This is a genomic window from Mesosutterella faecium, from assembly GCF_022809315.2.
GTDB lineage: Bacteria > Pseudomonadota > Gammaproteobacteria > Burkholderiales > Burkholderiaceae_F > Mesosutterella > Mesosutterella faecium.
In genome coordinates, this window is record NZ_JAKZJU020000001.1 from 1811218 (window position 1) to 1824042 (window position 12825).

Annotated in this window: 10 protein-coding genes; 7 read left to right on the forward strand and 3 right to left on the reverse strand. The window is 65.1% G+C overall.

Annotation, left to right across the window (positions count from 1 at the left end):
* Positions 1-1149: a vWA domain-containing protein gene (locus MUN46_RS08335; protein ID WP_243376389.1), complete on the forward strand. Its 1149-nt coding sequence runs from the start codon at positions 1-3 to the stop codon at positions 1147-1149.
* An 87-nt stretch (positions 1150-1236) separates the two neighbouring features.
* Here MUN46_RS08335 and dsbI read toward each other — a convergent pair whose 3' ends face one another.
* Together dsbI and MUN46_RS08345 are read right to left on the reverse strand one after the other, a co-directional pair.
* On the reverse strand, positions 1237-1908 hold the full coding sequence (dsbI, locus tag MUN46_RS08340; protein ID WP_243376390.1) for a protein-disulfide oxidoreductase DsbI: 672 nt from the start codon (positions 1906-1908) through the stop codon (positions 1237-1239).
* Between the two features lie 15 nt (positions 1909-1923).
* A complete protein-coding gene (locus tag MUN46_RS08345) occupies positions 1924-2586 on the reverse strand; it encodes a thioredoxin domain-containing protein (protein ID WP_243376391.1) in 663 nt (220 codons plus the stop codon).
* 199 nt (positions 2587-2785) lie between these two features.
* Between MUN46_RS08345 and MUN46_RS08350 the strand changes: the two genes are divergently transcribed.
* The gene (locus tag MUN46_RS08350) at positions 2786-3724 is read left to right on the forward strand and encodes a LysR family transcriptional regulator (protein WP_243376392.1); all 939 of its coding nucleotides are present in this window, start codon (positions 2786-2788) and stop codon (positions 3722-3724) included.
* A gap of 177 nt (positions 3725-3901) precedes the next feature.
* Here the strand turns inward: MUN46_RS08350 and MUN46_RS08355 are convergent, their stop codons facing one another.
* Entirely contained in the window at positions 3902-5743 is a 1842-nt protein-coding gene (locus tag MUN46_RS08355) for an aryl-sulfate sulfotransferase (protein ID WP_243376393.1), read from the reverse strand.
* A gap of 381 nt (positions 5744-6124) precedes the next feature.
* On the opposite strand from MUN46_RS08355, the gene MUN46_RS08360 reads away from it, so the two are divergent.
* The 5 genes from MUN46_RS08360 (at position 6125) to MUN46_RS08380 (ending at position 12775) form a co-directional block, all read left to right on the forward strand.
* Entirely contained in the window at positions 6125-8464 is a 2340-nt protein-coding gene (locus MUN46_RS08360; RefSeq protein WP_243376394.1) for a molybdopterin-dependent oxidoreductase, read from the forward strand.
* 122 nt (positions 8465-8586) lie between these two features.
* Positions 8587-9510, forward strand: coding sequence for a carbon-nitrogen hydrolase family protein (locus tag MUN46_RS08365; RefSeq protein WP_243376395.1), 924 nt, complete (start codon positions 8587-8589; stop codon positions 9508-9510).
* A complete protein-coding gene (locus tag MUN46_RS08370) occupies positions 9507-10049 on the forward strand; it encodes a YbaK/EbsC family protein (RefSeq protein ID WP_243376396.1) in 543 nt (180 codons plus the stop codon). Before MUN46_RS08365 ends, MUN46_RS08370 begins: the two co-directional genes overlap by 4 nt.
* Positions 10046-11284: an RluA family pseudouridine synthase gene (locus tag MUN46_RS08375; RefSeq protein WP_243376397.1), complete on the forward strand. Its 1239-nt coding sequence runs from the start codon at positions 10046-10048 to the stop codon at positions 11282-11284. The genes MUN46_RS08370 and MUN46_RS08375 overlap by 4 nt, the downstream gene beginning before the upstream one ends.
* A 129-nt stretch (positions 11285-11413) precedes the next feature.
* Entirely contained in the window at positions 11414-12775 is a 1362-nt protein-coding gene (locus MUN46_RS08380; protein WP_243376398.1) for an MATE family efflux transporter, read from the forward strand.
* The last annotated feature ends 50 nt before the right edge of the window (positions 12776-12825 follow it).

Below are 12825 nucleotides of genomic sequence, written 5' to 3' on the forward strand. Positions count from 1 at the left end.
ATGGAGGAAGCGCAAAGAAAACTTTCTCTGGCGAAGTCGCGGCTGCTCCTTTGCTCCCCGTTTTTCGGCTCGATCGTCTGCAGGCGGCCGCCCATTCTCACCGGCCGGGTTCCGACCGCGGGCGTCGACGCCCGCGGCAGGCTCTACGTGAACCCGGACTTCATCGAGTCGCTGAGCACGGGCGAGCTCGTCTTTCTGCTCGCCCACGAGACCATGCACATCGCGCTTCTGCACGCGCTGCGCGAGGGCGGCCGCAGCCACCTCATCTGGAACATCGCGGCCGACGCCGTGATCAACGCGAGGCTCAGCCTCCTTAAGATCGGCACCCCGATCGAGGGCGGCGTGAGCCTGCGCGGCTGCGCCGGCCGGTCCGCCGAAGACGTCTATGACTTTCTGCTTGAAAAATATGCGAAAAACAGGGGCGTGCCCTGGACCTACAGAAAAACGCGCGATCCTTTAAACGGCGACGTGGATGCCCGCGGCGCCTCGGGCATGAGCGAGGCGCAGCGGCGCGAGGCCGAGATCGAGTCGAGGAGCCTCGTGGCCGAGGCCGCCGCGGCGGCCCGGATGCAGGGCGGCGCAAGCCCGGAGCTCGAAGCGCTGATCTCCTCGATCCTCGGGCGGCCGATTCCCTGGCCGCTCGCGCTCGAGCGTTTTCTCTCGGCCCGCAGCAGCCAGAGCCAAAGCTGGAGCCGCCCCAACCGCCGCTACCGCAGGGTCGCCTACCTTCCGGAGACTTCGCCCCTGCCTTCAGCGGGCGAGCTGGTCGTAGGCATCGACACCTCCGGGTCCCTGTCGGAAAAAGACCTGGGGATCATCCTCGGGCGCCTCAGCGAGCTCGCCCTGCAGTTCCGCCCCACGCTCCTGCGGGTTCTTTACTGCGACAGCGAAGTGCGCCGCGAGGACGACTTCACGATGGACGACCTTCCCATCGTCCAGGCCTCGGTCCCGGGCCGCGGGGGCACCGACATGCGGAAAATCTTCGAGTACATGGCGCGCCGGGGAATCGAGCCCGACGCGGTGGTGATCTTCACGGACGGAGAGACTGAATTCCCGGAGAAAACGGAAGTCCCCACGATCTGGATGATTTCCTCCGACAGGACGGCCCCGGCCGGGGCCGGAGAGACCGTCCGCATCGGCAGGTTCTGAGGAGCCGGCGCGGCGAGGAAAAAAAGCCCTCCCCCCGGAAGAAGGTCACCGGAGGGAGGGCCGGCCGCTCTTGGAGAGAGAAAAGCGTCAGGCGGTCTTGCGCACGAACTTCACGTAGAGGAAGCAGGCGGCCATCACGAGGAGGATCACCAGCATCAGGCCGAAGGCGAGCTCGCAGCACTGGGCCATGCTCATGAACTTCCACTTCGGAATCAGGTACCACGAATCCGAACTGTTGTACATGTTGATGAACCACTCCTGCAGGGAGGAGAGCTGGGTGCCGTCGGGCACCACCGCGAGGTCGTAGCCGCAGTCGCCCGTCGGCTTGAACCAGTCCGGGGCCCAGTCGGCCAGCGGAAGGTCAAACGGATAGTGCGGGTCGGTGGAGCAGCCCTGCATGCCGAACATCGCGGTCGGGTCGTCGCTGTGCACGGCGTGGTGGATCGCGGAGAGCTTCACGGAGCACTTGAGTCCGTAGACAGCCCCCGCGATGGAAAAGACGTAGCCCAGCGCCTTGAGCACGAGGTTTTTGGGAGAGATCAGGCAGAGGATCCCGCCCACGGCCATCGTGAGGAAGCCGAACCGGATGTAGACGCACTGCTCGCAGGGAGCCATGTAGAGCCACACCTGGAACACGTAGTGGGCGATGAGGACAAGCAGCACGCACACCGCGGTCATCAGGGCCCAGGGCCAGCGCATGTCCTGCCAGGAGGCCACGGTCCCCACCGGGTCGCCCTTCAATTGATCAAACCATTTCATCGCTGTGCCCCGCCGTCACATCTTGGAGAGCTTCTTCACGAGGGCCACAAAGCCGTCAATCGACTTGATCGACTTCGTCATCACCAGCCACTTGCCGTTCACGACATAAGCCGGAATGCCCTGGATCTTCGCCACGGCGTACACAGGCTTCCAGGAGTCGGCGAGGCTCTTCACGGCAGCGCTCTTGCGCTCCTTCGCGAAGTCTGCCGCAGAGATGCCGGTCGCGGCGGTGAGCGTTTCAATGAAGGCGCCCTCGCCCTTCGTCCAGCGCTCCCCCTTCCTGTGGTAGGCCTGGTACACGGCGTCCTTCGCCTTCTTAAAGAGCGAGTTCGGGGCTTCGATCGAGCGCCCGGCCTTCTGGTCCATCAGAATGCACATCGCGAAGAACTCCGAGGCGCAGCGGCCGTACTTGCCTTTCGTCTCAAGGTGGCGGGGCTCGAACTTGAGTCCTGCCTTCTCAAACATCGGGACGGCCTTCGGATCAACGCCGATGTCATAGCGGAAGCAGAAGGGGCAGTCGTAAGAGAAGATCTTGATCACTTTGCCCTGGCCGCCTGCGAGCGGAGTGCTGAGCTTCTGATAGTCCACCCCCTCCTTGAAGTCCTCCGCGAAGGCGAAGCCGGAAAACGAGGCTGCGGCAGCCGCGACGGCGGCGGCAATGAAAGAACGGCGCTGCATTTTTTTCTCCTTTAGGTGCTTTCAAATTCAGAAACAGGGCTGAGGCGCTCGGCCCGCGGCCCGTTTGTTCTGGGAAAAATTTTCCGCCCGGCCCCTCTTTTTCGTTAGTGACAGATTCCCCGCCCATATTGAAAGAAAAAGGATTCATAATTGCAGAATATGAAAAGATCTCTCCGTCTTCATTCTTTGCCGAAGCGCCATGTCTAAAAATTCAAAAAACCCGACCCTGTCCCTGTCCAGGCTGCAGCTGCTGGAGTCGATTTTCAGGAACCGGTCGCTGTCGGCCGCCGCGAAGGAATGCGGCCTTTCGGTTTCGGCGGCGAGCCGCCAGCTCTCCCAGGCGAGAGAGGATTTCGAGGACGAGCTTTTCGTGCGCTCCGGCTACGACATGATTCCCACCGACCGGATGAGCGAGCTCGAGGAGGAGCTCGCCCCGCTTCTGTCGAGGCTGCAGTCGCTCACGGACAAGGAGGACTTCGATCCCTCGAAGATCCAGAAGACCTTCCGCATCATGACGGCCGACAACGGGTTCATCGCCTTCATCGCCCCGGCGCTCAAGGACATCAACCGGCAGGCTCCGAGGGCGAGCATCGAGATCCTCAACCTCAGCCCCGACAGACTGGGGGAGTTCCTGCGGGAGGGGCGGGCGGATCTTGCCATCATGCCCCGGGTGCCCGCGGCCGCGGACCTCGCCTCCCTGCCCCTGGCCCGAATCAGGAAGCACATCATGATGCGCCGCGACCATCCCCTTGCGCTCGATCTGATCCGCAACGGAGTTTCCAGCCTCACGATTGAAAAAATCATCCGGTGGCCGCAGGCCTACACCAGCCTCACCCCTCAGGCCAAAATTCTTAAGTTAGAGGAGGCCCCCTGCCACCTGAGTTTTCCCTACCTGAACTCTTCGCCCGCCGTGCTGCTTGATACGGACTACATCGACTGGGTTCCCGAGTCGTCGGTGAAATACTGGGAAAGAATTCCCGGGCTCATCAGCTTCGAGCTGCCGGACTCCATCTGCCCCCCGTTCACGCCAAAGCTCATCTGGTCGCGGCGCAGCAGCGGCAACCCGGAAAATGTCTGGCTCAGAAGCCTCATCATCGGAAAGGCGCGCGAAAACTACGGGCCGGCGCCGGAACCCTAAGAGGACGGGAAAGCCTCCTGAGGCTCCCCGTACCGAAAGCCCCATCGAGCATTCCCGGGGAAGGCCCTGCGCAAAACAGCGCTGCAGCCAAAGTCTGCAGCGCTGTTTTTTCTGTTTTGAAGCCGATTTTCCTCAGGCGGGAGGAGCCCTCCGCGGCAGCCCCCGCCTAAAGCGAAATCACAGGTTTCCGTCCGTATGGTGGAACGCCTTCTGGATCCTGAACGGCATCGCCTGGTATCCCATGGAGCCCAAAATTCGGATCTCGACCGCCGGGGTCTTGGAGCCGTAGTTGAATTCCATCAGATACGGATTAGGCGCGCCAACCGCCTTTCCGTGCTCGAGCTTCATCTCCGGCGTGGCGGAATAGACCATGACGGAGTCCTTGTCCGCCTCGTACTGCACGAGGGAGGTCACCGGGCTGTACCACTTGTGGCCCAGCTCCTTGCCGTACTCCCAGAGCTGCTGAACCGTCCTCTTCTGCTGGTCGATCTTGAAGATGACGGCGCGGCTGTACTTCATGTCAGCCAGGGCCGGCTGCTCAAAGTGGCGCCCGTCGCCGTTGTCGAACACGGAGAGATAGACGAACCGCTTGTCGGACTTCTCATCGATGCGGAACGCCGTATGCTGGGTCCAGGTCCAGTCGAAGTCCGTGTTCTCGCAGATGCCGTGCTCGCACTTCAGGGGCTTGCCGTCCTTGTCGACCGGCGTGAGCGTGAGGCGCGCAAGCTCGGGCTTCCAGCCGTCGGGCGCGCCGAGAATCCACTTCACCTTCTTGTCGCGTCCGATCTTGACGATCGCGGACTGGTGGCGCGACGAAATGATGATGGAGTCATCCGTCGGGTCATAGTCGACGGAATTCACGTGCGCCCAGTTGCGGCCGATGCCGACCCCGGTGATGTCGCCCCACTTGTCGCTCTTGTCCTGCTCCGCCAGGTCCTTGGCGGAAAGCGTCTTGCCGGCTGCGTTGGCGTCCAGGTTGAGGCAGACCGCGCCCTGGTCCAGCGACTTGATCACGATCGAACGATAGGGATCGAGAATGTCAAACAGACGCCATTCGTCCACCACCCGGCCGTCCGGAGAAAGCTCCGTGATCACGTCGCGCACGCTCCTCACGTTCTTGCCGTCGGCGCGCTTCACGTCGCTGCTCGCAACGCGCAGGAAGTAATGCCCGTTCTGCGCCTGGTCCATGGAGTGGGAGAAATCGTTGTAGCTGATCGGCAGGCGGCGGTTGAAGATCTTGCGCCCCATGATGTCGTACTTCACGTAGCGCTGCCCGTAGCCCCAGGTGAGGGCTCCGTCCTTGCCCTGCTGGAACCCCATCATGACCCCGGCGTGATAGACGCTTGCCATATCATAGATGCTGTCCGGATTCAGATACCAGCGCACCTCGCCCGAGGCGTCGATGATGGCATTCTGCGGATAGAAGGACCATTCCAGGGCACCGCCCGCGGGGTTGTTCCAAATCACCCGGGAGCCCTTCGGGGGAGACACCAGGAGATTGTTCACCAGATAGAGGCGGTCCTTGAACTTGGGATCGCTCTTGACGACCCGGGTCTTGAACATCGTGGACTTCATGCTGACCGAACCGTTCACTTCTGTGTTGACCGGCGGCGCGTAAATGGTGTACTTCTCGGAGATCGCCTTTCTCTCTCCGGTTTCCGAAATCCGGGTGTAGGAGACTTCGACCGTGTTCACATAGTCCGGGTAGAGCCCGAAGACCGGAATGCCGCCGTGCGTGCGCAGCTCGGAATCATCCACCGTGTACTTGATCTCAGAGCCGTTTGGCTTGGGCACAATCCTCACGGTGACGCCGGTGAGCTGGTAACCACCGTTCCTGATGATCGCGGTGAGAGGGGCGATCTTATAGGGGTTGGTGATGATCTCACCGATCTGCCCCTGCTTCGCATACCGCACCTGAGCTCCGGAGGAGCCGCCGGCCGCATAGGCCGCGGTTCCGGTCGCAAGCGACAGCACAACGGCTGCGCAGGCCACTAAAACGGGTTTTGCGCGGAACATCATAAATTTCTCTCCTTAAAAATCATTTGAAATTTCAGGCTGTCCGTTTCCTGCGGCAGCCCCCGTCCTGCATGGGGAAAATTCTCCGGCGCGCCCGCCCGAGAAAACAGAGAGAAATTCACTGCCAGATTTGCAAAATAATAAAATTATTTTTTCTTTATTCTCAAAATGAGGGTCATTTCTTTCCAAACCGTTGAAAATACAGCGTCTGGCATTCAAATAAAGGTAAAAATAAAAATTTTAATATTGAATATTCCGCAAGCATTCAGCCTCCTTTTGCCATGGAAGCGGGGCCGAGCCACTTCCGCGAGGGCTCAGGGCGGCGGGGCACGCACAAGCTTCATGAATGGCGGAAAATAAAGTCCCGTATACGAGCAAGCGACCATGAGCACTCACGAGCCTATTTCACCGGGACTGACCACCGCCTCGCACTGGGGCGTCTTCCGCGCCTGGCCCCAGGCGGGGAAAATCGGCGCCGCCGCCCTCAAGTGCGACCGGCGCGGAATCCCGAACCTTCGCGCGGTCACGGAGCTGCCCTTTCTTGAAAACCGGATCCGCACGCCCGCCGCACGGGCCTCCTTTCTGGAAAAGCGGGCCGGCTACACCCACCTGCGGGGCGAGGACCGCTGGGTGGCGCTCTCCTGGCCCGAGGCGCTTGATCTGGCCGGCTCCGAGATCAACCGGATCTATGACCTCTACGGCCCCTCGGCCGTCTTCGGGCACTCCTACGGCTGGAAGTCCTCAGGGGCGCTGCACGCCCCGGCCGCCCTCATCCGGCGGATGCTCGCCCTGCGGGGCGGGTACGTGAGGGGCGAGAACAACTACTCGAACGCCGCGATGCGGAAAATCCTCCCTTACGTCGTGGGCCAGAAGCACCTGCGGCCGCAGTGCCTCGAGGTGATCGCGGAGCACACCGAGCGGCTCGTCTTCTGGGGGGCGGACCCCGAGGTCACAAACGAGATCGACTGGTTTTCGACGGTACACTCGTCCGAACCGGCCTGGGAAAAGATCGAGCAGAGGGCCCGCTCGGGGGCCCTGCGCACTTTTGCCGTGAACCCTGTGCGGCCGCTTTCGGCCCGGCGCTTTGCCTCCGAGTGGCTGCCCGTGAGGCCCGGAACCGACGCCGCGCTGATGCTCGCGATGATCCACGTGCTCGACGAAGAGAACCTCTGCGACCGGGATTTTCTCCGCACCCACGTGCACGGGCTCGAGGCTTTCCTCGACTACGTGCGGGGCAAAGACGACGGCTGCCCGAAGAGCCCGGACTGGGCCGCTCCGATCTGCGGCCTCCCCGCGGAGACGATCGCGCGGTTCGCCCGCGAGCTCGCCGCCCACAGGACCTTCCTGATGCTCGGCTGGGGGCCGCAGCGGGCGCGCTTTGGCGAGCAGTTCCACTGGGCGGGCTTTGCCCTTGCCGCCTTCCTGGGGCAGATGGGGCTGCCGGGCGGCGGCGTCTCGGGCGAGAACCACACGGGCGACGGCGGCGCTCCGGAAAGCGCCGGCCCCTGGGTCGAGAACCTCCCGGTCCCCCAAAGCGCCGCGCCCTGCCCCGTGATCCCAACCGCGCGCTTCGCCGACTGCCTGCGGCACCCGGGCCGCACGATCGACTTCAACGGGCGGCGCTGCACCTACCCCATGCTGCGGCTCATGCTCTGGGGCGGGGGGAACCCCTTCGCCCACCAGCCCGACTCGCTCGGGCTCTACCACGCCTGGCGCTCCCAGCAGCTCGAGGCCGTGATCGTCTGCGACACGCACTGGAGCGCGACCGCCAAAATGGCCGACATCGTGCTCCCCGCCTGCACGTTCTTCGAGCGAAACGACATTTCGGGCGTGGGCGAGTACTCGAGGGACGGGATCGCCGCGATGCACCGGATCATCCCCCCGATGTACGACTCGCGCACCGACTACTGGATTTTCTCCGAGCTCGCGGAAAGGCTGGGCGTGGGGAAGGCCTTCACCCAAGGGCTGGATGAAGAGGGGTGGCTGCATCGTCTCTACGGGGAGGCGGCCGGCCGGGCCCGGGAAAGCGGGCTCACGCTCCCCTCCTTCAACGCGTTCTGGGAAAAGGGCTGGGTCCCCTTCCCGGTTCCGGAGAAAGCCCGCGGCTTCGTCGACTTCGCCCTCTTCCGCGAGGACCCGGAGCGGCACCCACTGCCCACGCCTTCCGGGCGCATCGAGCTCTTTTCGGAAAAGATCGCCTCCTTCGGCTACGGGGACTGCCCGCCGCACCCCGCCTGGCTCGACCCCGCCCCGGAGGATCCCCGCGTGCGGAGCCGCTTTCCGCTGCGGCTCGTGAGCCCGAAGAGCCGCTTCAGGCTGCACAGCCAGCTCGATCCCTGCCCGAGAAAGGACCGGGGGCCCTCGGACCCCGAGTGGCTGCGGATCCACCCGCGGGACGCCCGCGCCCGCGCCATCGCCCAGGGCGACCTCGTGCTCGCCCGCAGCCCCCGCGGCGCCCTTCTCGCCCGGGCCTCGGTCACGGAGGACGTGATGGAGGGCACGGTCGCGCTCGCGCACGGCGCGTGGTTCGAGCCGGAGTGGGTGGGCGACGAGCTCCTTGACCTCCACGGCTCCTCCAACACGCTCACGGAGGACGTCCCCACCTCGGCGCTTGCCTGCGGGAACACCGCCTCGGCCTTCGATGTCGAAGTCTGCCGCTGCCGCGAGCAGGACTTCCCCTTCAGGCCCTTCGCTCACCCGCTCCCCGGGGGACCGGCCCACTGAAAAAGGCGCACGCTCTCCGCCCCGGCGGGCGCCCCGGGGCGGCGTCCCCGCCCCGCCCGCCCGGGGCGATAATTTGAAGGTTTCGGAACTTTCATTTTTTCCCCGCACAAAGGAGCTCTCCCTTGAAGGATCTGAAGAAAAACTGCCGCGCCGCGGTCATTCAGTGCGCCCCCGTGCTTTTTGACAAGGAGGCCTCAGCCCGCCGGTGCGCGGAGCTGATCGGCGAGGCCGCCAAGGAAAAGCCCGACCTCATCGTGCTCCCGGAGCTCATCGTGCCGGGCTACCCCTACGGCATGACCTTCGGCTTCACGGTGGGCAGCCGAAAGGAGCCGGGCAGGCGCGACTGGCTGCGCTACGCGAAGAACTCGGTCCTCGTGCCCGGCCCCGAAACGAAGCTCTTTGGCGAGGCGGCCCGCGCCGCCCGCGCCTGGGTGAGCGCCGGGATCTCGGAACGCGACCCGGTGACCGGAACCCTCTACAACAGCAACGTGATCTTCGCGCCCGACGGGAGGCTCGCCGCCCTGCACAGGAAGCTCAAGCCCACGGGCGCGGAGCGGCTCGTCTGGGGCGACGCCGACCGGAACTTCTTTCCCGTGGTCGACACGCCCTGGGGGCCGATCGGCTGCCTCATCTGCTGGGAGGCCTACATGCCGCTCGCGCGCGCCGCGCTCTACCAGAAGGGCGTCACGATCCTCATCTCCTGCAACACAAACGACAACCCGGAGTGGCAGGCGACGGTGCGCCACATCGCGCTCGAGGGGCGCTGCTACGTGATCAACTGCGACCAGTTCTTCCGGCGCTCCGACTACCCCGCGGACCTCGAGGAGCGGGAGGCCGTCGAGGCGCTGCCCGAGACGGTCTGCAGGGGCGGCAGCTGCGTGGCCGCCCCCTTCGGGCACTGCCTCTGCGAACCCGTCTGGGACCGCGAGGCGATCCTTTACGCCGACCTCGACCTGGACCGGGTCGCCGCAAGCCGCATGGAGTTCGACCCCTGCGGGCACTACGCGCGGCCCGACGTGCTGCGCCTTGAAGTCAACGACAAATGACGAACGGACAACCGCAGGAAACCCCGGACATGGACACGAAGGAAAACCGTCAGGCCGTGATCGGCTTTTTGGAGCAGGCAGGCATCCCCTTTGAGCGGCTCGACTACGAGCCGATCCACACCGCCCAGGAGGGGCTTGAAGTCGCGCGCCGCCTGGGGTCGTTCTGCTGCAAGAACCTCCTTTTTAAAAACAGGAAGGGGAAGTTCTTCCTCTTCATGATCCCGGGCGGGCGGCGCTTTCCCTCGGGCGCGGTCGCCCGGGCGCTTGGCACCGGGCACCTCTCCTTTGCCTCCCCGGAAGAAATCGGGGAGCTCCTTCACGCCTTCCCCGGCTCCGTGGGGCCGCTCGGCCTCATCTTCGACCGGGACTCGCGCGTGCAGCTCGCCCTCGAGGAGTCGATCCTTCGCGAGCCCTTCATCGACTGCCATCCCTGCGACAACGGCTGCAGCCTGAAGATCGCCGTCGCCGACTTCACCGGGCGGTTCCTGCCCGCCGCGGGCCACGGCTTCATCACCTTCAGGCTTCCGGAGGAGGCGTGATCGGCTTTCCCTTTTCAGAGCCCCCCTCCAAAGAGGCCCGGGAAGCGGCCGGGCGCGCCCCGGCGCCCGCGGGCTTCAGGGGACGGGCCGGGGTGCTCGTGTTGCGCCGGGGGCCGGAGCATCAGGCGCTCTACGCCTTCGAGCCCCTTCTGAGCGCCCCCGCGCGCTGGGAGGATCTTCATGGCGCTCTCTGGCCCGAGCGGCTCGAGCCTGAGATGCCGAAAGTTGAGCTCGTGAACGGCCGGGGCGAAAAAGCGAGCCTCACGGAACTCTCCCGGCGCTTTCTCTCCGGGCGCTCGCAGCCCCTGTCCGCCCGGCACGCGGGGCAGTGGCGGGAGGCTTTCTGCCGGGCGATCTCCTCCCCCACCGTGCGGCTCCTTCTTGAAAGGAACGTCGCTTATCGCGGCTGGGAGCCCGAAGGCAGCGCCGAGTGGTGGGTCGGGGCGCCTCCCCCGCAGGAAGTCCGCTGGCCCGGCGCCTTCTATCCCCCGGCCCGGACCGCGGCTCCCCTCGTGCGCTTCCTCCTTGAAGGGTGCGGCTCGGGCCCTGAGAGGCCCCTCTGCCTGGGGCCGATGGATCTGCCCGTGCTCTACGAGGATCAGGATCTCGTCGTCGTGAACAAGCCCTCGGGCCTGCCCTCGGTGCCCGGGACGCGCGAGGTCTGGAGCGCGAAAAGGCTCCTCGAGCAGCGCTTCGGGTCGCTCTTTGCCGTGCACCGGCTCGACATGGAAACGTCCGGCATCCTCCTTTTCGCGAGGAACCAGGAGGCGGCCTCGGCGCTCGGGCGGGCCTTTCGGGAGCGCCGGGTGCGAAAGCGCTACCGGGCGCTGCTCGAAGGGGTGCCCGCGCAAAGCCGCGGAACGGTCGCCCTGCCGCTTGCGGCCGACGCGATGGACCTCCCGCGGCACATGGTGCTTCCCCCGGCGGCCGGCGGCAAGGAGGCCGCGACGCGCTTTGAGACCGCCTCGGTCCTCAAGTGCGCGGACGGGCGGCGACGGGCGCTCGTGGACCTCCTTCCCGAGACCGGGCGCACGCACCAGCTGCGGATCCACTGCGCGCACCCCGCGGGACTGGGCTGCCCGATCGAGGGCGACTCGATCTACGGCTCGCAGGGCTCGCTCGCGCTTCGCTCCGGGCGGCCGCTGTGCCTTCACATGGCCGAAATCGAGTTCGAGCACCCGGCGGAGGGCCGCCTGATGCATTTCGCCGCGGAGCCCGGCTTCGGCCGCCTTTAAGGAAGTCCGGCCGGGCGGGGCCTCCTCCGAAAGACCGGCATAAAGGGGCAGCCGCGGCGCCCTTTCAGGCAAGACACTGACCTGCGGCAGCCGTAGAATGAATCTTTTCGCTCACGGAGGGGGTCAGTCATGGCGTCAAACAAACGCGACATCGACATGCTGCACGGGACGCTCTGGGACAAAATCTTTATTTTTGCCCTGCCGCTTGCCTTCACCGGAGTGATGCAGCAGCTCTTCAACACCGCGGACGTGGTCGTGCTCGGCCGCTTCGTCTCGAGCGAGGCGATGGCCGCGGTCGGCAACAACGTGCCGGTGATCGGCCTCATCGTGAGCCTCTTCATGGGGCTCGCGCTCGGCGCGAACGTCGTTGTCGCGCGCTTCATCGGGATGGGCAGTCCCGGGGAGGCGAACACGGCCGTGCACACGGCCCTCACCCAGGCGGTAAAGTACGGGCTTGCGACCCTCGCGCTGGGCGAAGCGCTGGCCGGCCCCTTCACGTCGCTGCTCGGGGTCCCCGCCTCGGTCGCCGCATATTCGGAAACGTACCTTCGGGTGCTGCTGCTCGGCCTGCCCTTCGTCGCGGTCTACAACTTCCTCGCCGCCATCTACAGGAGTACGGGCGACACCCGCACGCCGCTTTACGCGCTCATCGCGGGCAGCCTCTTCAACATCGCGGGGAACCTCTTTTTCGTGCTCGCGCTCGGGCTTGACGTCGGGGGCGTCGCGCTGGCCACCGTGCTCGCGAACCTCCTTGCCGCCTCGATCCTCTACGTGAAGCTCACGAAGGTCGAGGGCCCCCTGAGGATTGATCGCAGAAAGCTCTTTGCCTCCGACCGGCGCAGCGCCCGGGCGATCTTCCGCATCGGGATGCCCGCCGCCGTCCAGAGCATGGTCTTTTCGCTCTCGAACCTCGTCATCCAGTCGGCGATCAACAGCCTGGGGCCGGACGCGATGGCGGGGTCCGTGGCGGGCTTCACGATCGAAATCAACATCTACTGCTTCATCAACGCCTTCGGGCTTTCGGCCACGACCTTCGTGAGCCAGAACTACGGCGCGGGGAACCTCGAGCGCTGCCGGCGCGCGACCTGGGTGTCGATGCTGCTCAACTTCGCGGTGACGTTCCTGCTGATCGGGGTCGTGCTCGCGGCCGGGCGGGAGCTGCTCTCGCTGTTCACGACGAGCGAGGCAGTGATCGCGCTGGGCTTCGTGCGAATTCTCTACGTCGTGACCCTGGAGCCCGTGAACGTCATCATGGAAACGGTCTCGGACGCGATGAGGGGCTACGGGTATTCGCTGCCGCCGGCCGTGATCACGCTCGTGCTGATCTGCAGCATCCGCGTGATCTGGGTCTACACCGCGTTTGCCGCCTCGCCCACCTTTGAAACGCTGATGACGGTCTACCCCATCAGCTGGATCGCGACCACCGTGGCGCTGTGCGCCCTCTACTGGCACCACCAGAAGAAGATCCTCCCCCGGAAGGCGGCCCTTTAAAGTCTCAGGGGGGACGGGTGAGATAAGCCCGGCCGCGCGGCATGCCGCCC